Below are 19701 nucleotides of genomic sequence, written 5' to 3' on the forward strand. Positions count from 1 at the left end.
AGGAGTCTGCTCGATGACCATCAACCAGCCGTCCGCGCTGAACCAGACCCTCGCCGAGTTCGATCCTGAGGTCGCCGCCGCGATCGACGCGGAGCTCGGGCGCCAGCAGGGAACCCTCGAGATGATCGCCTCCGAGAACTTCGCCCCGCTCGGCGTGCTGCAGGCGCAGGGCAGCGTGATGACCAACAAGTACGCCGAGGGATATCCCGGCAAGCGCTACTACGGAGGCTGCGAGTTCGTCGACATCACCGAGAACCTCGCGATCGACCGGCTCAAGGCGCTGTTCGACGCCTCGTACGCCAACGTCCAGCCGCACTCGGGCGCGCAGGCCAACGCTGCAGCGATGCACGCGCTCATCAAGCCCGGCGACACGATCCTCGGCCTCGACCTCGCGCACGGCGGCCACCTGACGCACGGCATGAAGATCAACTTCTCCGGCCGGCTCTACGACGTCGTCGCCTACCACGTCCGCGACGAGGACCACCGTGTCGACATGGAGGAGGTCCGCCGGCTGGCCCACGAGCACCGCCCGCGGCTCATCATCGCCGGCTGGTCGGCCTACCCGCGGCAGCTCGACTTCGCCGAGTTCCGTGCGATCGCCGACGAGGTCGACGCGATGCTCATGGTCGACATGGCGCACTTCGCCGGTCTCGTCGCCGCCGGTCTCCACCCCAGCCCTCTGCCGCACGCTCACGTCGTCACGTCCACGACGCACAAGACCCTGGGCGGACCTCGCGGTGGCGTGATCCTCAGCAACGACCCCGAGATCGGCAAAAAGATCCGGTCGGCCGTCTTCCCCGGTCAGCAGGGCGGCCCTCTCGAGCACGTGATCGCCGCGAAGGCGGTCGCGTTCAAGATGGCCGCGCAGCCGGAGTTCAAGGAGCGCCAGGAGCGCACCATCGAGGGTGCTCGCATCCTGGCCGCGCGGCTCACCGCCGACGACATGAAGAGCGCCGGGGTCAGTGTCCTCACCGGCGGCACCGACGTCCACCTGGTCCTCGTCGATCTGCGCGACTCGACCCTCGACGGCCAGCAGGCCGAAGACCGGCTCCACGAGGCGGGCATCACCGTCAACCGCAACGCCGTCCCCAACGACCCGCGTCCGCCGATGGTGACCTCGGGGCTGCGGATCGGCACGCCGGCGCTGGCCACCCGCGGCTTCGGGGCCGAGGAGTTCCGCGAGGTGGCCGACATCATCGCCGACGCACTGCAGCCCGGCGCGATCGATGCCGAGGCGCTGCGCAAGCGGGTCGCCGTGCTGACCGACCGCTTCCCGCTCTACCCGTCGCTGCCACCACTGTCGTGAGCACCCCGCCTGCCCCGACCACCCGCGCCCGCGTGGGTTGGCTGTCGCCGCGACTGTGGGGGCTGCACGCCCTCGTCGTGGTGGCCGTCACCTTCACGGTCTTCATGGGGTTGTGGCAGATGGGCGTGTACGACGACCGGCGCGCGGAGGCCGAGGCGGACCAGACGACCGCGTCCGTGGTGCCGCTCCAGGACGTGCTCGGCCCGGACGAGCCGTTCACGACCACGGCGGCTTCCCGCACGGTCGCGCTGACCGGCACGTTCGCCCCGGCCGAGCGGCAGGTGTGGGTGTCGGGTCGGAAGCAGAGCGGTCGAGACGGCTACTGGCTGCTGGCGCCCGTCCTGGTCGACGAGGTCGCTGGGGCGTCGGACCGTCCGGCGGCGCTGCTCGTGGTCCGTGGATGGTCGCCCGATGCCGGTGCTCTGCCGCCCGTGCCGGAGGGCGACGTCGCGCTCGAGGTGGTGCTCCAGCCGGGTGACGCGCGTGGCACCGGCTTCGACGAGGAGACCCGCGTCATCGACGGCGTCCGCATCCCCCGGCTGGTCAACGTCGTGCCGTACGACCTCTACGGCGGTTACGGCATCGTCACGGCGCAGACGCCGGCCGACGGCGCAGGGCTCGCACCTGCGGAGGTCCCCGAGCAGACCCAGGACGGAACGGCCGGTCTGCGCAACCTGCTGTACGCGATCGAGTGGTGGATCTTCGGCGCCTTCGCCCTCTTCATGTGGTGGCGGATGTGTCTGGACCTGCGGCGCGAGGGCGGTGTGGTCCAGGCCCGGGTCCCGGCGGCGAAGCGGGCCGCGCAGGAGGCCGCACGGGCGCGGGCCCGCGCCCGCGACGACGAGAGGTCGTCGGCGCTGCGTTGAGCGCCGCAGGTAGGCTCGAGAGCGTGCCCAAGACACTCGCCGCCTACCGCGTCCTCGCGCTCGTCGTCAGCTTCTTCGTGATCGCCGTCGTCGGCGGCTGGATCATCAAGATGGTCTCCGCGGAGGGCAGCACGTGGCACGACATCGGTGAGTTCACCGCGTCGATCTCGCCGATCCACGGCGTCTTCTACATGGTGCTGCTCGTGATCACGGCCGTGCTCTCCCGGCAGGCGGGATGGAGCGTCGGGTTCACCGTGACGACGATGGTGCTGGCCACGATCCCGTTCGTGTCCTTCTGGGCCGAGCACCGGGCGACGCGGCACACCAAGGAGCTGTGGGCGTCGTACGAGGCCGAGGCCGAGGCGGCCGCAGCGCAGTAGCGAGGCGCCGTCCGCGCAGGGTCAGCGCCCGACGTACGTCGCCTTACCCGGCCCGTCCTCCAGGAACGACCGGATCGCCGCACGCATGTCCTCGGTGTCGTAGAGCGCTGCGGCGATCGCCGTGATCTCGTCGTCCGCAGCGGCGACACCGCCGCGCTCGACGGCGCGGAGCACGGCCTTCGTGGCCGCGTGGGCGCGGGTCGGCCCCGCAGCGAGCGTCGTGACGAGTTCCGTCACCGCATCGTCGAGCTCGTCGGCGGGGTGGACACGGTTCACCACACCCCAGCGTGCCAGGGTCGCGGCGTCGTACAGGTCACCGGTCATCACCAGCTCCTTGGCGCGGCCGATGCCGGCACGCGCCGCAAGGCGCTGTGTCCCACCCATCGTCGGGGTGAGGCCGACGACCTTCTCGACGAGACCGAACCTCGCGCGTTCGGAGGCGACGATGAGGTCGCACGCGAGGGCGAGCTCGAAGGCCCAGGTCAGGCACAGCGCGTGCGCGGCGAAGACGACCGGGTAGTCGAGCGCGGCGACACGCAGCGGCAGCTCGAGCATCCGGTCGAAGAGGATCTTGCCGTCGGCGGCGGAGGTCTGCGAGTCGAAGAGCGAGACGTCGACACCGCCCGAGACGACCGTGCCCTCGGCGCGGATCAGGAGGGCACGGGGAGGACGGACCGCCAGGTCGTCGAGGGCTTCCTCGAACTTCCGGTGGAGGTCGAGCGAGTACAGATTGAGCGGCGGCGCCGCGATCGCGAGGATCGCGGCGCCGCTCGGTTCACGCGTGAGAGTGAGAGGCACTCTCAGATCTTGTCGGACGTCGGTCCCTGACCGGCACCCGGACCGGCGCCCGGGTAGCCGAGGGCGTCGTCGTCCAGTCCCTCGGGCGGCTGGGCCGCCGACGGGCTGGGCGGAGTCGCCGTCTGGTGGTTCGGACGGATCGGCTCCGGCGGCGGGGGCGGCGGCGTGTAGCTGCCACCCGACGGCGCCGAGGTCAGCTTCTTGACCGCGAACGCGATCGCCCCGCCGACGGCGGCGACGAAGACGAACCTGCGGATGCGGTGCTTCTTCTTGGGCTTCGCCGCCTCGGCCTCGGCGTCGGCATCAGCGTCGGCCTGAGACTTGGCCTTGGCCGCAGCGGCCGCCGCTCCGAGCGCAGCGAGCTCCGCAGCGCGCTTCCTCGCCTTCCTGGCCTGGCGCTTGGACAGCTCCGCGGCATCCCGAGCACGATCCTGCGTGTCGGCGACCTTCTTCGCGACCACGGGCGCCGCCGCCTGGCGAGCGTCGTCGAACTTCGGCCCGACGGTGCTGGCGAGGGAGTCCGCCTTGCCGGAGACCGTTTGGGAGGCACTCTCCCAGAGATCGCCGACCTTCTCGGTGAGCACCTCGCCCTTGGACTTCTTCTTGCGCAGCAACATTGTCTGCCTTCCATGGAAAGCGGTCTGTTTGCGCACCACGGTACCGAGGTCGCGGTGACCTCGCTGATGGCTGAGCGTTGGGAGGCGCATGGGAGGATGGGCAGTGCACGAACACCGAACGAGAGGCAATCGTGGCTGACCAGTCGACCGTGACGCTGAAGACCAACCGTGGTGACATCACCATCCGGCTCTTCCCCCACCACGCTCCCAAGACCGTGGACAACTTCGTCGGTCTCGCGACCGGCACGAAGACGTGGCGGGACCCCGAGACGGGCGCTGAGCGCAACGACCCGTTCTACGACGGGACGACCTTCCACCGTGTGATCGACGGCTTCATGATCCAGGGCGGTGACCCCCTCGGCACCGGCACGGGCGGACCGGGCTACCAGTTCGAGGACGAGTTCCACCCCGAGCTCCAGTTCGACCGTCCCTATCTGTTGGCGATGGCCAACGCCGGGCCGGGCACCAACGGCTCGCAGTTCTTCATCACCACGGGGCCGACCCCGCACCTCAACCGTCGCCACACCATCTTCGGCGAGGTCGCCGACGAGGAGAGCAAGGCGGTCGTCGACGCCATCGGCACGACGAAGACCGGTCGCATGGACCGTCCCGTCGAGCCGGTCGTGATCGAGTCGGTCGTCGTCAGCGAGGGCTGAGCGCCTCCACCGGGGCGAGACCGCGATGTCTGAATCCCCGTACGACGCGGGGGCGGCACCTCACGAGGTGCCGCCCCGGTGCTACCTGCACCCCGACCGCGAGACCTACATCGCCTGCCAGCGCTGCGGGCGGCCGATCTGTCCGGACTGCATGCGCCCCGCCTCGGTCGGCTACCAGTGCCCCAGCTGCGTGCGGGAGGGGCAGGCGCAGGTGCGTCAGGCGCGCACGGCCGGCGGTGGCCTGGTCCCCGGCAAGCCGGGCACGGTCTCTCTGACCCTGATCGGGATCAACGTCCTCGCCTACGTCGCGATGGTGGCGACCGGTGGCCTGGGTGACAGCCCGTTGTGGTCCTGGGGCGTCATGCTCGGCGACTCGGCCGTCTACCAGCTCTCCGACGGCTCGATCGAGACGCTGCGCGGAGTCGACGACGGTGCCTACTGGCGGCTCCTGACCTCGGCGTTCCTGCACGCAGGAATCCTGCACATCGCGTTCAACATGTACGCGTTGTATCTGTTCGGACCCGTCCTCGAGCGCTATCTCGGCACGGTGCGCTATCTCATCGCGTACCTCACGTCAGCCGTGGCAGCCTCGGTGTTCGTCTACGTGCTGAGCCCGCCCAACCAGCCGACGCTGGGCGCGTCCGGAGCGATCTTCGCGCTGTTCGGGATGGCGCTGGTGATCATGTACAAGCAGGGCCAGGACGTCCGTGGACTGCTCGTGCTCGTCGGGATCAACGTGGTGATCACGTTCGCGGTGCCCAACATCAGCTGGCAGGGTCACCTCGGCGGTTTCGTGACCGGTCTGCTCCTCGGTGCGGCGTTCGCATACGCCCCCCGCGCTCGACGGACGCTCGTCCAGTACGCCGCCTTCGGCGCGGTCTGGGCGGCGATCGTCGTCGTCACGGCGTGGCGCACCCTGCAGCTGGGCTAACCGACGGGCGTGGCGTGCTGGAGGTCGACGGTGCCGGCGTAGGCGGGCGCGACGATCTCGGCCTTGGTGGTGATCGACAGACCGAGCTGGTAGCGGTCGGCGTAGTCGCGGTAGACCTCCACCGCGCCCGAGAGGTCGAGCCCTGAGTACAGGTCGCCGACGTCGCCGACGGCCTCGATGACGTATGGCGGTGAGTAGGGGACGCCGTTGAGGATGACGGTGTTGCCGACGCACTTGATGCCCGTGGTGGAGATGAGGCGCTGGCCCTGCAGCGTGACGGCGCTCGCCCCGCCCTCCCACAAGGCGTTGACGAACGCCTGGATGTCCTGCTGGTGCACGACGAGGAGGTTCGGGTCGAGCCCTGGCTCGTCGACCTCACGCGGCGCGTCCTCCAAGGAGACCCGGAGGCCGGGGCCGCTCACCTCCGTGAAGCCGGCAGGGCCACGCAGGGCCTTCACCTCCTGCCGAGCGGTCGTCACCTCGCGGTTCTCGACGTCCTCGGCGAGGGTCTCGATCTGCGTGCTCAGGTCGTCGACGACCTGCTGCTGCGCGGCGACGCTCTCGCGGCGCTGCTCGACGAGGGCCGGGAGATCCGTGCCCTCCTTGCGGAGGTCACCACCCTCGGAGCTGATGGCGCTGGTCACGAAGAGCGCCCCGGCGAGCGCGGTCGTCACAGGGACCGCGATCCGCCATGGATCACGCCGTCGTCGCGGCGTCTGCGCGTCGTCGTCCTGGACCGTCACGGGTGCTCTCCTTCTCGACCCCGAGGTGCGCCGACTACGCTAGCCGACACAACCAATTGCCGATGCCGTCCCCTGCCGGGGGCGTGCCCGTCCTGTCGAGGTGTGCTGAGTGTCTGAAGCCGAGTCCAACAAGTCCCCAGCACGTTCGGGCAACCCCGCGAAGCGTGAGGCTGCGGCGGAGGCCTCGGAGGTGCGCCGCAAGCCCGTGAAGCCGGTCAAGCTGGGCAACCGCTGGGCCGCTCCCTTGATGATCGCGTGCGCCGTGATCGGGCTGGTGTGGATCGTCGCGTTCTACACCGCCGGCAACGACATCCCCGTCATGAAGGATCTGCAGAGCTGGAACCTCGTGATCGGGATGGGCTTCATCGTCGCGGCCTTCGGGTTCGCGATGAAGTGGGAATGACAACGCGGGAATGACGCGGCGGGAATGACGACCACCCCGTACTTACAACGGTGTAGTTCTCCACACTGGGGATAACCCTGTGGACGGCCAAGGGCCCCGAACTCTGAGGAGTTCGGGGCCCTTGCCGCGTTCGGGAGGGGGAAAAGCAGGTCGAAACTATCTGGAAAAGGACGGGCTGTCCGGGCGCCGGGCGGTCATCGGGCGTACGGCGGACAGCAGGATGAGACGTTGTCCACAGTTTTTGGACAGCACAGAGCCCCGGCATCACGACGATGCCGGGGCTCTGCTCAGACTGGTCCCACGCCAGTTCGCGCTGGTCGGTCAGCCCTCTCCGTCAGGGATGGTCGGAGCCTCGGGAACGGGTGACACACCCGGGTCGGTCGGGTCGGTCGTCTCAGGACCGCTCGACACCGTCAGGATGATCTGTGCGCCGGGGTCGGCCTCGGCATCGGCGCCGGGGATCTGCTCGGTGACGGTTCCTGCCGGCTGGTCCGACGACGGCTGCTCGAAGACCCGGACCTTGAAGCCGGCGTCCTCGAGGATCGCCTCGGCCTCGTCACGCATCTTGCCGACCACGTCCGGGACCTTCGACTTGCCGGCGGAGACGGTCAACGTGACCGACGTGCCGGGATCGACCGGTTCCCCGGGGACCGGGTCGGTCTTGAGAACCTCGTTCTTGGGCGCGTCACTCTCCTGGACCACCACCTCGTACGTCAGACCCGCCGCCTTCAGCTGCTCTCTGGCGGCCTTGAGCTTGAGGCCGACGAGGTAGGGGACCTCCACCCGCTCCGGCCCGGTCGAGACGACCATGGTGACGGTCGTCTTGTCGCCCTTCGGCGTGTCGATTCCCGGGGCGGGGTCGGTCGAGATGACCTTGCCGGCGTCGACGTCGGCGCTCGCAGTCTTTTTGATCTCGCCCACCGTGAAGCCGAACTCGGGTCCGGTCAGTTTGCGCTCGGCGGCGGCCTGGCCCATGCCGACGACGTCAGGCATCGCGACCTTGGGGGTCTCTGTGGTGTCGTCCTTGCCCATGAGCTCGGGAATGCCCCATGCTGCCAGCCCGACGACCAGCAGCGCGGCGATCGCGGACAGGATCCAGACCCATCGCCTGCTCTTGCCGTCCTCCTCGTCGCCGGCGGCCGGGGGGAGGTTGGCCGGCGGCAGCGCCTCGGTCGCTGGGGCGGCCGGGACAGCTGCGTACTGGGCCGTCGGGGCCGCAGAGGCAGCGGTGGGCTGACCCGCGAGGACACGCTCGATGTCGGCGCGCATCTCGGCGGCACTCTGGTAGCGCTCGTCGGTGCGCTTGGCCAGGGCCTTCGCGACGACGCGGTCGACCACCGGCGTGACCTCGGGGTTGAACGTCGACGGCGGCGGAGCCTCCTCGCGCACGTGCTGGAGCGCGACCGAGAGCGGGCTGTCGCCCTGGAACGGCGGCCGCCCGGTGAGCAGCTCGTAGAGGAGGCAGCCGGTCGAGTAGATGTCGCTGCGGGCGTCGACGGTCTCGCCGCGCGCCTGCTCCGGCGAGAGGTACTGGGCGGTGCCCACCACGGCGGCCGTCTGCGTCATCGCCGAGGAGGTGTCGGCGATCGCGCGGGCGATGCCGAAGTCCATGACCTTGACCTGGCCGGACGGCGTGAGCATCACGTTGGCCGGCTTGATGTCACGGTGGATGATGCCCGCACGGTGGCTGTAGTCGAGCGCGGCGAGGATGTCGGCGGTGATCTCGAGCGTGCGCTCGGGGAGGATCTTGCGACCCTCGCGCTCCATCTCGCGCAGGAGGTCGCGCAGCGTCTTGCCCTCGACGTACTCCATGACGATGAACGGCACCGTGTGCCCGTCAGGCCCGGTCGCCTCGCCGGTGTCGTAGACCGCGACGATCGAGGGGTGGTTGAGAGCGGCTGCGGACTGCGCCTCGCGCCGGAAGCGGGCGAGGAACGTGGGGTCGCTGGCCAGGTCGATGCGGAGGCGTTTGATCGCCACGGTGCGGCCGAGCCGCAGGTCGCGTCCGATGCGGACCTCGGCCATGCCTCCACTGCCCAGCACGCCGCCGATCTCGTAGCGGTCGCCGAGGCGGCCGTACGCACCCGGAGGCCCTGCGTAGCCCCGACCCGGGCCGGTGGGCGTTTCGGTCATCGTTTCCTGCTTCCTTCAAGGCAACTGCTCAAAAATACCGGTCGGGCGGTGAGAATCCCGTGCAGAGGGCGTGTCATCGACCGATCACCGCCTCCATGACCGATCTGGCGATGGGTCCTGCCAGCCGGCCGCCCGAGATGTCGTCGCGTCCGGTGCTGGAGGACTCGACCACCACCGCGACCGCGACCTTGGGGTCGTCGGCGGGGGCGAACGAGACGAACCAGGCGTAGGGCGGACGGTCCGACGTGGACTGCGCGGTGCCGGTCTTGCCGCCGACCTCGACCCCCGAGATCGCGGCCGACGAGCCGGTGCCGTTGTCGACGACGTCGACCATCATCTGGCTCAGCCCGGCCGCGGTGCCGCCCGAGATCGCGTCGCGGATCTTCTCCGGCTTGGCGGTCTCGATCGTCTTGAGGTCGGGCGAGCGCACCGTCGACACGAGGTAAGGCTTCATGAGCGCTCCGCCGTTGGCGATCGCGCCGGTCGCCATCGCCATCTGCAGCGGGGTCGCCGACACCTCGAACTGCCCGATGCCGCTCTGCGCGAGCTGGGGCGGGTCGAGCTCGGCGTCGGGGTCGCCGGTGAACTGGCTGGGGTTGCTGGCGACCTGCTCGATCGGCCGGGTCCCGAACCCGAAGGCATCGGCCTGCGCCTGCATGGCGGCCTGACCGACCTTCATCGAGAGGTCGCCGAAGGTGACGTTGCAGGAGACCTCGAGCGCCTGGGTCAGGGTGATGTTCTTGCCGCCGCAGTTGCCCCCGCCCTGGTTGACCAGCTGGTATGACCCGAAGCCGGGTGCGGACAGGGCGCTCCCGCCCTTGACCTTGCTGGAGGGGGTGAGGTCGAGGTTCTCCATGGCGGCGGCAGCGGTGACGATCTTGAACGTCGACCCCGGCGGCAGCGTCTGCTGGGTCGAGCGGTTGAGCATCGGCTGGTCCTCGTCGGCGTTGAGCCGGTCCCATGCCTTGGTGACGGCGTCGAGGTCGTGGCTCGCGAGCACGTTGGGGTTGTAGGTCGGGGTGCCGGTCATCGCCAGGACGGCGCCGGTGCTCGGGTCGATCGCGACCGCAGCGCCCTTGGCGTCACCGGGGAGACCGTCGAGGCCCTCGGCGGCGGCTCGCTGGGCCTTGCGGTTGATCGTCACCGACACGCTGCCACCACGAGGCTGGTTGGATCCGATCAGGTCGACGACGCGGTTGACGAAGAGCCGGTTGTCGCTGCCGGAGAGGATCGAGTTCTGGGACTGCTCGAGGCCGCTGCGCCCGTAGGTGTAGCTGAAGTAGCCGGTGATGTCGCTGTAGAGCTTGCCCTCGGGGTAGCGGCGCTGGAACTTCCAGACGTCGTCGACCGGGACGCTCTCGGCGATCGGTCGGTCGCCGACGAGGATCGGGCCGCGCTCACGGGCGAACTGCTCGTCGATGACACGTCGGTTGCCGTTCTTGGCGTTGAGCGTGTCGGCGTCGACGAACTGGATGTAGTTGACCCCGAGGAGCAGCGCGACGAAGAGCATCAGGCACACGATCGACATCACGCGGATCGGCCGGTTCACAGCTTCACCACCTGGGTCGAGTCGTCCATCTCCAGCGGCGCCGCCTCCGGGGGCGGACGCCGGCTCTGGTCGCTGATCCGCAGCAGCAGCGCGACGATCGCCCAGTTGGCGAGGATCGAGGACCCGCCGTACGACATGAACGGGGTGGTGAGGCCGGTGAGCGGGATGATGCGGGTGACGCCGCCGACGACGACGAACACCTGGAGCGCGAAGGACACGGCGAGACCTGTCGCGAGAAGCTTGCCGAACGCGTCCCGGCACAGCAGCGCGATCCGCAGCCCTCGCTCCACGATCAGGCCGTACATCAGCAGGATCGCCATCGCGCCGGCGAGCCCGAGCTCCTCGGCGAAGGAGGCGAAGATGAAGTCGGAGTAGGCGAACGGGGTGAGGAAGGGGTTGCCCTCACCGAGCCCGCGTCCGAGGAGGCCACCCCACGCCATGCCGAACAGGCCCTGGGTCAGCTGGAACGTGCCCTCGGTCACCGGGAAGGGGCTGAGCCAGGCGTCGACACGGCTCTGGACGTGGCTGAAGGTCGTCGCGGCGAAGGTCGCGCCCCCGACGAACAGAAGGGTGCCCACCACGAGCCACCCCGGCCGCTCGGTGGCGACGTAGAGCATGACGACGAAGAGGCCGAAGAACAGCAGCGAAGAACCGAGGTCGCGCTGGAAGATGAGGACGCCGAGGCTCACGAGCCACGCGGCGAGGATGGGGCCGAGGTCGCGGCCGCGGGGGAAGTCGATGCCCATGAACCGCCGGCCTGCCAGCGCGAGGGCGTCGCGCTTCACGACGAGGTAGCCGGCGAAGAAGATCGCCAGGCAGATCTTGGCGAACTCGCCCGGCTGGAGACTCAGGCCGCCGACCCGGATCCAGATGCGGGCGCCGTTGATCTGCGTCCCGATGACGGGCAGCAGCGGGAGGATCAGCAGCACGAGCGCGGTGAGCCCGAACGTGTAGGTGTAGGCCTGGAGCTTGCGGTGGTCACGCACGATGAGCAGGACGGCCACGAACAGGGCCAGGCCGATCGCGGTCCACATCACCTGGCGTCCGGCGAACTGCTTGGCCTCGTCGCCGAGGCGGTCGAGGCGTGCCAGGTCGAGCCGGTAGATCATGGCGACGCCCAGCCCGTTGAGGGCGACGACCAGCGGCACCAGCACCGGGTCGGCGTACGGCGCCACGAACCGGACGACGAGGTGCGTCGCCACGGCGATCACCACGAGGAGGACGGCGAGGCCGGCGACGAAGCCGGGGACCTTGCCGCGGGCGCCGAGCCCGACGGCGCAGAAGGCGAAGATGACGATCACGAGAGCGAGCGCCACGAGGAGCGCCTCGGCGCCTCGGCGCTTGCGGTGGACGACGGCGGGGCTGGTCGCTGGGGTGCTCACTCGACGCCCCCGCACTCCGCACCGGGCGCGTTGGCCTGGGCGGGGTCGGCGCAGCGGGCCGCGATGTCACGGAGCTGGTCGATGGTGTCGCGGGCGTCGGCCAGCGAGGTCGACGTGATGCCCTTCTCGACCTGGTTCGCGCGGAACGTCGGCAGCGACGCCAGCGTGACGTCGGTGACCTCCTCGACGCTGTCGAGCTCGAGGAGCGGCAGGTCGGCCTGGATGCCGCGGAAGATGGCCACGTTGCCGTCGGAGGTGCCTACGTAGTACTGGCGCTGGGTCCAGTCGTAGGTCAGCTTGGCGGCGAGGGCGAGGAGGCCGACGACGACCGCGATCACGACCAGTCGCCGCAGCCACACGTAGCGCTGGGGCGGCCGAGGAGCGTACCGGAGCGCCTCGGGGTCGGCCGTGCCGTCGCCGTTGGCGCGCGCGGCACCGGCGCCGCCCGCGTCGTCGTCGATCGCCGGCACGGCGTCGAGGTTGGTCGCGGTGGTCGGTCCGGAGCCCGGTCGCGCCTGCTCGGAGGCGGCTCCGACGAGCATCGGCTGCCCGTCGGCGGAGGCGAGGGTCGGGTCGGGCGGGGCATCAAGGTCGATGATCTCGCCCAGGATGACGGTGACGTTGTCGGCGCCACCGCCGGCCAGCGCCCGCTGGACCAGCTCCACGGCCGCCGAGTCCACCGTGGGGGCGTTGGCCAGGACGTCGGCGATGGAGTCGTCGTCGACCATGTCGGACAGCCCGTCGCTGCACAGCAGGTAGCGGTCGCCCAGCCGCGGCTCGATCAGGGTCAGGTCGGGCTCGGCGTCGTCGCGACCGAGCAGGACGCGGAGGATCAGGGAGCGGTTGGGGTGGGACCGCGCCCCCTCGGGGGTCAGACGGCCCTCGTCGACCAGGCTCTGGACGAGCGTGTGGTCCTTGGTGATCTGGTGAAGGTGGCCGTCGCGCATCAGGTAGGCGCGGGAGTCGCCGATGTGGGCAAGGCCGAACGTCGTGCCGTTCCACAGCAGAGCGGTGAGGGTCGTCCCCATCCCCTCGACGCTCGGGTCGTCCTCGATCACCTCGGCGAGACGGTCGTTGGCACGGTGCACGGCGCCGGCGAGCGCCTCGATGACGTCGCCGTTCGGCGGCCGGTCGAGGCGGCGTACGACGTGCATGACCTCGGAGGAGGCGAGGTCTCCCGCGGCCGCGCCTCCCATGCCGTCGGCGATCACGAGCAGGTGCGGGCTGGCGTAACCGGAGTCCTGGTTGGAGTTCCGCCTGCGTCCGACGTCCGAGAGGGCGACGTAGGTGTAGCCGAGGCGTGTCTGGTGAGCGGGCAAGGGGCGTCCTACTTCCGGAGCTCGACCACGGTTTTGCCCAGGCGCACGGGCATGCCGAGGTCGACCGGGACGGGGGACGTCACACGTTGGCTGCCGAGGTAGGTGCCGTTGGTCGAGCCGAGGTCCTCGACGTACCACTGCTCGCCGTTGGTCGAGAAGCGCGCGTGGCGGGTCGAGACGTAGTCGTCGTCGAGCCTGATGGCGGCGTCGGTGCCGCGGCCCAGCAGGATGTCCGCGCCCGTGACCGGCACCAGCTGGCCGGCGTTGGGCCCGTCGGTGACCACGAGCGTCGACGGCATCCCGCGCTTGGGCTTGCGGCCCTTGGGTGCGCGGGGCTGCTTGGACTTCTTTTGCCGCGGCGGCTGGGGCTGCGGCGCGCGCGTCGTGTCGACCTTGGCACCGAAGATGTCGGAGCGGATCACTGAGACCGCGGAGAGTACGAAGAGCCACAGCACCGCGAGGAATCCGAGCTTGATGAGGGTCAGGGTCAGCTCGGTCACCAGCGACCGCCTTGTGGCCCGGCCTGCGGCGGCGGCTGCGAGGGCCCGGCGTACGGCGGCGGAGATCCCGGTGCGGCCGGCGCGGGGCCGGGTGGGGCCACCGGGCCGGTCGGCCCGACCGGGGGTCCGGGGCGCGCGTGCGGGTTGCGGACCACGACCAGCGTGTTGCCCAGCTGAACCCGTGAGCCGTCGGTGAGGACGGCGTGGGTGACGCGTCGCCCGTCGACCACGATGCCGTTGGTCGACCCGAGGTCCTCGATCGCGACGCGGACGCTGCTGCCCTCGAGGAAGACGCGGAACTGAGCGTGCTTGCGGGAGACGCCGGGGTCGTTGATGCGCAGCTGCGCGTCGGTGCCGCGGCCGATCACGACGCCGGGCGGCTCGACGGGGTGGCGCACGCCGTTGACCTCGAGGACCACCGGTGCCTTGGCGACGGCGGTGTCGGTCATGCGGACACCCGCGGCGGGGGTCACGGCGGCGGAGGCGCGCGAGCGGATCCGGAAGCGGCCGGTCGTCAGGTCGGGCTGGTGGACGAACTCGAGCTTGAGCGGCCCCGCGAGCGTGTAGTGCTGCTCGGCTACGTGCTCGTGCACGAGCTCGGAGAGCTCGCCCGAGAGCGTGCCGCCGTACGGGGCGAGCCGCTCGTAGTCGATCTGCGAGAGCTCGACGGTGAAGTCGTTGGGGACCAGGACCCGGTCGCGCGAGAGGATCTGAGCACCGTTGTCGAGCTCACGTTGCAGAGCAGCCGCGATCTCGACCGGTTGGACCGCACTCTGGAACACCCGCGCGAAGGCGCCGGAGACGGCATCCTCGAGCCGCTGCTCGAAGCGCTGGAGCACTCCCATCGCCGCGACCTCCTCCTGTCGTCTGGTGCCGTCGTCGAGCGGACACGCGTACTCTCGCGGAGATGACCCCCGCACGTCCACTTGATCGTATCGGGCCGACATGAGCGGGTGTCGCCGTCACACGCCCCACGGTGGACCGCCACCCGCAGATCGGGCCTCGGTGACGGCTGTTAGACTCACCAAGCACTCGCGCGAGTGGCGGAATGGCAGACGCGCTGGCTTCAGGTGCCAGTGTCCGCAAGGACGTGGGGGTTCAAGTCCCCCCTCGCGCACACGACACGATCCCGGTCAGGTCTCCTGGCCGGGATCTCGTGCGTCCGGGACCTGCCACCCGAGCCTCGGCCGTGGGACGGTGGACTCGTGACGACCCCGGGTCGCAACTGGGCCGAGACCCACACGTACGCGGCAGCCGCCCTGCGCCGTCCGTCGAGCGTGGACGAGCTCCGCAGGGTTGTGGCGGACTCTCCACGCGTGCGTGCGCTGGGCAGCCGTCACTCCTTCCACGACCTCGCGGACTCGGCCGGGCTGCTGGTGAGTCTCGACGCGATCCCGCGCACGGTGGTCGTGGACGCCGACGCCGGCACGGCCACGGTCGGTGCCGCGGCCTCGTATGCCGAGATCGCGCCGGTGCTGCACCGTGCCGGCTGGGCGCTCGGCGCCATGGCGTCGTTGCCGCACATCTCCGTCGCGGGTGCCGTCGCCACAGCGACGCACGGGTCGGGGGACGCCGCCCCGACGCTCGCCGGTGCGGTCACCGCCCTGGAGACGGTCGGACCCGACGGCGACCTGGCGTGGACGACCGAGGCCGACCCGGACCTCCGCGGCGCGGTCGTGAGCCTCGGAGCCCTGGGGATCGTCACCCGGGTGACGTTGCGCGTCGAGCCGACGTACGACGTCCGTCAGGACGTGCGCAACGCGGTGCCGTGGGAGACGGTCCTCACGGACTTCGACGCGGTCTCCTCGTCGGCCGACAGTGTGAGCCTCTTCACCCGGTGGGGAGGCGACGTGGTCGACCAGGTCTGGATGAAGAGCCGTCGGCCGACCGAGCCGACCGTCCGGTGGGGGGTGCCGGCGACCGTCGTGCAGCACCCGATCCTCGGCATCGACGCGATCCACGCCACGGCGCAGCTGGGAGTGGGCGGGCCGTGGTTCGAGCGGCTCCCGCACTTCCGTGCGGGGTTCACGCCGAGCGTCGGTGCGGAGATCCAGAGCGAGTACCTCCTGCCGCGCGACCGCGCCACGGCGGCCTTCGAGGCGCTGCGTGCGCTCGGCCCGCGGATCGACCCGCTCCTGCAGGTGAGCGAGATCCGCACGGTTCCCGGAGACGACCTGTGGCTGAGCCCGGCGTACGGCCGCGACACCGTCGCGATCCACTTCACCCTCGTCCGCGAGCCCGACGCCGTGCGGCGGCTCCTGCCGGAGATCGAGGAGGCGCTGGCGCCGTTCGGGGCGCGCCCGCACTGGGGCAAGTGGTTCAGCCTCGGCGCGGACCGGATCGCCGAGCTCTATCCGCGCCTTCCTGACTTCCAGGCCCTGGCCGACCGCCGGGATCCCGACCGGTGCTTCCGCAACGCGTTCCTGGAGCGGACTGTGCTCCGCTCCTAGAGTCCTGCGCCGGCGAAGACGTCACGGCCCTTGCCGCCCTTGGCGAAGCGCATGCCGAGCTCGAGGCTGCCGACGCGCTTGAGCGTCGCACCGTGCTTGGGGTTTGACAGGATCATGTCGACGATCGCCGGCGCGGCGTCGTCCACCGGGTCGGCGAGGATGTTCATCGCCTTGCGCACCCTGGCAAAGCCCTCCGGCCCCAGCTCGCGGGCCTCTCGGATCATGCCGTCGGTGACGACGACTCCCGGGCTGACCGACGCGATGCGGACGGGGCCGCCCGCGGTCTCGCGCACCAGAGCATCGGTGAACGCCCGCAGGCCGCGCTTGGTCGAGCCGTACACGGTCATGCCGGGCCGGATCTTGCCGTCCGACCCGCCACCGAGGATGTTGACGAGCTGGCCGTGCCCCTGGGCGGTCATGCCGCGTACGGCGACACGGCTGCCGAGGATCGTGCCGACCATGTTGGAGGTGACCATCTCGACGATCCAGTCGGGGCGCAGGTCGACGACCGGGTGGACCGTACGCGCGACGCCGGCGTTGTTGATCCAGAGATCGATGGTGTCGAGCTGGGCGGCCGCTGCGTCCCACAGGGCCTGGACGGCGGCCGGGTCCGAGACGTCGCACCCGATGCCGAGCACCCGACCGGGGGCATCGGCCTCCTCGAGCCGCTTCACCGCCTCGGTGACCGAGTCTTCCCGTCGGCCGGTGACCACGACGTCGTAGCCGCGTGACCGCAGCTCCCGAGCCAGGCCGAAGCCGATCCCTTTGCTGCTGCCCGTGATCACCGCGGTCGCCATGAGTTGAAACGTATATGATAGGAACAGCGTTCCGCTAGGGGGTCGCGCCCAGGGTGGAGAGTCCGGTGACGACCACGTCGAGCAGCGCGTCGAAGCTCGCGTCGAGGTCGGCGGGGAGACGGAAGCCCCGGTCGAGCTCCAGGCTCACGAATCCGTGCACGGCGGACCGGAGGATGCGCACGGCGTCGACGAGGTGGTCGTCCGCGACGCCGGCGCCGCGGACGACGGCCGCGAGGATCGCCACCGCATCCCCGCCCGCGCGGGCGAGCGCGGCGTCCGCCGGGTCGTCAGGGTCCGCGGGGACCTGCACCGCGGCGTACCGGCCGGGGTGCTCGCGGGCGTAGTCGCGCATGGCGTGACCGAGCGACCGGATCGCCTCGGGCCCGGAGCGGCCGACGGTCGCCTGGCTCGTGAGGCGTACGAGGTCGCCCACCGCGTGCACCCCTACCTCCCGACGCAGGTCGGCGAGAGACGCGACGTGCTTGTAGAGGCTGGGCGTCGAGACGCCCGCGGCCGACGCGACGGACGCGAGGGTGAGGTCGGCGAACCCCGTACGGCCGCCGGCGTCGACCACGTCGAGCGCGATGGCGACGACCCGGTCGCGGTTGAGGCCGGCCCTAGGCATCGGTGCCGCTGGTGGTGGAGGCGAGGAACGGCAGCAGGACCGCGAGGACCTCGTCGGCGGCCTGCAGCTGCGGATAGTGACCGACCTCTTCGAGCACGACTCCGTCGGCGTCGACCGTCTCGCGGGCGTACGCGAGCTCGGCCGCGGCGTCGGAGAAGTCGGGGTCGGCGGAGCCGAAAACGGCGAGCACGGGAGTGTGGACGTCGGAGAGGCGCCGCTCCGCCTGACGGTGGTCGAGAGCGACCGCGAGGCGACGCAGCGAGCGCAGCCGCGCACGGTCGCGGTACGTCGCGCGGAGCGTCGCGAGCCGCTCGTCGAGACCTGGCGTCGGGCGACCCTTGCTCAGCGCCGACCGGACGTACCACGTCCAGAAGGCGCCGCCCCACGGCCACGCGAAGACGGCGCGATAGACGAGCCGCAGCAGGGCGGCCACCGCCGGGGACGCCGCCTCGCGGTAGAAGCCGGCGAGAGTGACCACACCGTTGACCAGGTCAGGCCGGTCGGCCGCGGCGATGAGGGCGGCCGACCCGCCCATCGAGCTGCCGACCAGGACCGCGGGGCCGGCCGCGAGGTGCTCGACGAGCGCGACGAGGTCGGAGGCGGTGACCGCGTCGCCGTTCGAGCGGAAGCCGGTGTCGGAGTCGCCGTGGCCGCGCAGGTCGGTGACGACGACGCGGTAGCCGGCCTCGACGAGGACGGGCACGAGGAGCGCGTACGTCGCTCTGACGTCACCCATGCCGGGGACGAGGACGACGAGCGGCCCGTGTCCGGAGTCGGTGTAGGTGATCCGACCCTCGGGGAGGGCAAGGTGATGAAGGGTCTCTGACGGTAGATGGCTCATGCCCTTCACCGTACGGCTAATGTCATTAACTTTCAAGGCCGACGACAGCCCGCAACCACCACACCAGGAGTCCTCACATGACTGTTCGCCCGTACGACGCGGTGCTCTGCGACATCGACGGCGTGCTTCGACACTGGCCTGCTGCCGACGACATCGACACCAGTCACGGGCTTCCCGCGGGCACACTCGCGAAGGTGGCCTTCGCCCCGTCACGCCTGCACCCTGCGATCACCGGAGCGATCACCGACGAGCACTGGCGCTCACTCGTGGCCACAGACCTCGCGGAGGTCTGCGGATCGACCGAACGCGCCCATGCCGTGGTCGACGACTGGTCCGGCCTGGTTCCCGTCGTCGACCACGAGGTTGCGTCCCTCCTCCGCCAGGCACGCTCGGTCGCGACCGTCGCCCTGGTATCCAACGCGACCACCCGGCTGGAGCGGGACCTTGTCCAGCAAGGGCTCGACGACCTCGCCGACACCGTGGTGAACACCTCTCGCGTCGGCCACATCAAGCCTGACCCCCGCGTCTACTTCCTGGCCGCCGAACGGGTGGGCACCCCGGTCCACCGCTGCTTGTTCATCGACGACACCACCGCCAACGTCACCGCAGCCCACGAGGTCGGGATGACTGCCCTGCGCTACCAGAAGATCGACGATCTCCGCGGTGCCCTGGCGCCGCTCCTCGGCACAGCGTCAGGCACGCAGCACACGTGATCTGCCGGGTCACTCGACCCAGGTCGTGCCCTCCTGGAAGATCAGCTCGCCTTCCTCGACCGACAGCGAGTCCTCGGGCCACTCGTCGGGGTCGGTCGGCAGGAGGCCCTCGTTGGCGACGGCGAGCGTCACCTGGGCGACGGGCACGATGCCGGCCGTCTCGCCGAGCGCGCTCCAGCCGCCGAGGCCGTTGCTGTGCGCGAGTGCATAGAGGGCCTCGCCGAGGTCCGTCACCGGGCCGTCGATCTCGTCGGGCGAGGCCTTCTGCGCCACGCTGCCGGCAGCGACGACCGCCTGCGGGTCGGTGATGCGGTAGTCCATGCGCTGGAGCACCGTCACGCCCGTCACCCGCTGCCCGGTGAGCGGGCTGCCGTCGTGGTCGTGGTCGTGCGTGGCCTCCTCGTCACCGTCCTCCTCGATGATCGCGAAGGGCGGGAACGTCCCGCTGTAGTCGTACTGCGCCTCGTCGTACGCCTCGAGCGCCGCGGCGAGCGCCTCCTTGGCGGCGGTGATGGTGGGGACGTCGGCATCGGATCCCGCCGCGGCGACCGCGACGGCATGGGTGCGCAGGGCGGAGCTGAGGGCTTCGGCGGCGCGGACGAACTCGTCCTTCGCCTCGTCGGTCCAGCGGTCCTGGCCAGGGTTCTCGGGCTGCTCGTCGGTCATGCTCGGATGGTATCGCCGGGTGGTTT

Annotated in this window: 21 protein-coding genes and 1 tRNA gene; 9 read left to right on the plus strand and 13 right to left on the minus strand. The window is 70.5% G+C overall.

From position 1 onward, the window contains the following. Positions 1–13 precede the first annotated feature (13 nt). From glyA to KV102_RS06825, 3 genes are read left to right on the plus strand one after another with little or no spacing between them, the layout of a single operon-like run. The gene (glyA, locus tag KV102_RS06815; RefSeq protein WP_220345693.1) at positions 14–1306 is read left to right on the plus strand and encodes a serine hydroxymethyltransferase; all 1293 of its coding nucleotides are present in this window, start codon (positions 14–16) and stop codon (positions 1304–1306) included. Next, positions 1303–2172: an SURF1 family protein gene (locus KV102_RS06820; RefSeq protein ID WP_220345695.1), complete on the plus strand. Its 870-nt coding sequence runs from the start codon at positions 1303–1305 to the stop codon at positions 2170–2172. The genes glyA and KV102_RS06820 overlap by 4 nt, the downstream gene beginning before the upstream one ends. A 23-nt stretch (positions 2173–2195) precedes the next feature. Next, positions 2196–2552: a DUF3817 domain-containing protein gene (locus KV102_RS06825; protein ID WP_220342775.1), complete on the plus strand. Its 357-nt coding sequence runs from the start codon at positions 2196–2198 to the stop codon at positions 2550–2552. Between the two features lie 21 nt (positions 2553–2573). Here the strand turns inward: KV102_RS06825 and KV102_RS06830 are convergent, their stop codons facing one another. Next, complete coding sequence (locus KV102_RS06830; protein ID WP_308290250.1) at positions 2574–3350, minus strand: enoyl-CoA hydratase/isomerase family protein; 777 nt, start codon at positions 3348–3350, stop codon at positions 2574–2576. Positions 3351–3352: 2 nt separating this feature from the next. Continuing rightward, entirely contained in the window at positions 3353–3967 is a 615-nt protein-coding gene (locus tag KV102_RS06835) for a hypothetical protein (RefSeq protein ID WP_220345697.1), read from the minus strand. Positions 3968–4098: 131 nt separating this feature from the next. Between KV102_RS06835 and KV102_RS06840 the strand changes: the two genes are divergently transcribed. Both KV102_RS06840 and KV102_RS06845 read left to right on the plus strand, forming a co-directional pair. Then, positions 4099–4623: a peptidylprolyl isomerase gene (locus KV102_RS06840; RefSeq protein WP_220345698.1), complete on the plus strand. Its 525-nt coding sequence runs from the start codon at positions 4099–4101 to the stop codon at positions 4621–4623. A 25-nt stretch (positions 4624–4648) separates the two neighbouring features. Beyond that, the gene (locus KV102_RS06845; protein ID WP_220345699.1) at positions 4649–5554 is read left to right on the plus strand and encodes a rhomboid family intramembrane serine protease; all 906 of its coding nucleotides are present in this window, start codon (positions 4649–4651) and stop codon (positions 5552–5554) included. Here KV102_RS06845 and KV102_RS19545 read toward each other — a convergent pair. Further along, on the minus strand, positions 5551–6297 hold the full coding sequence (locus KV102_RS19545; protein WP_301022936.1) for a DUF881 domain-containing protein: 747 nt from the start codon (positions 6295–6297) through the stop codon (positions 5551–5553). The two genes, KV102_RS06845 and KV102_RS19545, sit on opposite strands and share 4 nt — an antisense overlap. A gap of 109 nt (positions 6298–6406) precedes the next feature. Between KV102_RS19545 and KV102_RS06855 the strand changes: the two genes are divergently transcribed. After that, entirely contained in the window at positions 6407–6700 is a 294-nt protein-coding gene (locus tag KV102_RS06855) for a cell division protein CrgA (protein ID WP_220345700.1), read from the plus strand. 321 nt (positions 6701–7021) lie between these two features. Here the strand turns inward: KV102_RS06855 and pknB are convergent, their stop codons facing one another. The 6 genes from pknB to KV102_RS06885 all read right to left on the minus strand — a co-directional run bounded on the left by pknB (position 7022) and on the right by KV102_RS06885 (position 14503). Then, positions 7022–8833, minus strand: coding sequence for a Stk1 family PASTA domain-containing Ser/Thr kinase (pknB, locus tag KV102_RS06860; protein ID WP_220345701.1), 1812 nt, complete (start codon positions 8831–8833; stop codon positions 7022–7024). 73 nt (positions 8834–8906) lie between these two features. Continuing rightward, a complete protein-coding gene (locus KV102_RS06865) occupies positions 8907–10382 on the minus strand; it encodes a penicillin-binding protein 2 (protein WP_220345702.1) in 1476 nt (491 codons plus the stop codon). Then, positions 10379–11764, minus strand: a complete 1386-nt coding sequence (locus KV102_RS06870; RefSeq protein WP_220345703.1) for an FtsW/RodA/SpoVE family cell cycle protein — start codon at positions 11762–11764, stop codon at positions 10379–10381. The genes KV102_RS06865 and KV102_RS06870 overlap by 4 nt, the downstream gene beginning before the upstream one ends. Next, positions 11761–13083: a PP2C family serine/threonine-protein phosphatase gene (locus KV102_RS06875; protein ID WP_220345704.1), complete on the minus strand. Its 1323-nt coding sequence runs from the start codon at positions 13081–13083 to the stop codon at positions 11761–11763. The genes KV102_RS06870 and KV102_RS06875 overlap by 4 nt, the downstream gene beginning before the upstream one ends. A gap of 8 nt (positions 13084–13091) precedes the next feature. Then, on the minus strand, positions 13092–13583 hold the full coding sequence (locus KV102_RS06880) for an FHA domain-containing protein (protein ID WP_220342791.1): 492 nt from the start codon (positions 13581–13583) through the stop codon (positions 13092–13094). Beyond that, on the minus strand, positions 13580–14503 hold the full coding sequence (locus KV102_RS06885) for a DUF3662 and FHA domain-containing protein (protein WP_308290251.1): 924 nt from the start codon (positions 14501–14503) through the stop codon (positions 13580–13582). Before KV102_RS06885 ends, KV102_RS06880 begins: the two co-directional genes overlap by 4 nt. A 114-nt stretch (positions 14504–14617) precedes the next feature. Between KV102_RS06885 and KV102_RS06890 the strand changes: the two genes are divergently transcribed. Then, positions 14618–14700, plus strand: a tRNA-Leu gene (locus KV102_RS06890). A gap of 88 nt (positions 14701–14788) precedes the next feature. Then, positions 14789–16033, plus strand: a complete 1245-nt coding sequence (locus KV102_RS06895) for a D-arabinono-1,4-lactone oxidase (RefSeq protein WP_220345705.1) — start codon at positions 14789–14791, stop codon at positions 16031–16033. Here the strand turns inward: KV102_RS06895 and KV102_RS06900 are convergent. From KV102_RS06900 to KV102_RS06910, 3 genes are read right to left on the minus strand one after another with little or no spacing between them, the layout of a single operon-like run. Further along, positions 16030–16830, minus strand: coding sequence for an SDR family oxidoreductase (locus tag KV102_RS06900; protein WP_220342794.1), 801 nt, complete (start codon positions 16828–16830; stop codon positions 16030–16032). The two genes, KV102_RS06895 and KV102_RS06900, sit on opposite strands and share 4 nt — an antisense overlap. 34 nt (positions 16831–16864) lie before the next feature. Further along, the gene (locus tag KV102_RS06905) at positions 16865–17455 is read right to left on the minus strand and encodes a TetR/AcrR family transcriptional regulator (RefSeq protein ID WP_220345706.1); all 591 of its coding nucleotides are present in this window, start codon (positions 17453–17455) and stop codon (positions 16865–16867) included. Further along, entirely contained in the window at positions 17448–18296 is an 849-nt protein-coding gene (locus tag KV102_RS06910; RefSeq protein ID WP_220345707.1) for an alpha/beta fold hydrolase, read from the minus strand. Before KV102_RS06910 ends, KV102_RS06905 begins: the two co-directional genes overlap by 8 nt. Positions 18297–18373: 77 nt before the next feature. On the opposite strand from KV102_RS06910, the gene KV102_RS06915 reads away from it, so the two are divergent. After that, positions 18374–19009: an HAD-IA family hydrolase gene (locus tag KV102_RS06915; protein WP_220345708.1), complete on the plus strand. Its 636-nt coding sequence runs from the start codon at positions 18374–18376 to the stop codon at positions 19007–19009. 9 nt (positions 19010–19018) lie between these two features. On the opposite strand, the gene KV102_RS06920 is transcribed toward KV102_RS06915, so the two are convergent. Next, positions 19019–19675 (minus strand): hypothetical protein, encoded by a 657-nt coding sequence (locus tag KV102_RS06920; RefSeq protein ID WP_220342799.1) that lies wholly within the window; start codon positions 19673–19675, stop codon positions 19019–19021. Between the last annotated feature and the right edge of the window lie 26 nt (positions 19676–19701).

This window comes from Mumia sp. zg.B53 (assembly GCF_019550935.1).
In the GTDB taxonomy this organism is placed as follows: domain Bacteria; phylum Actinomycetota; class Actinomycetes; order Propionibacteriales; family Nocardioidaceae; genus Mumia.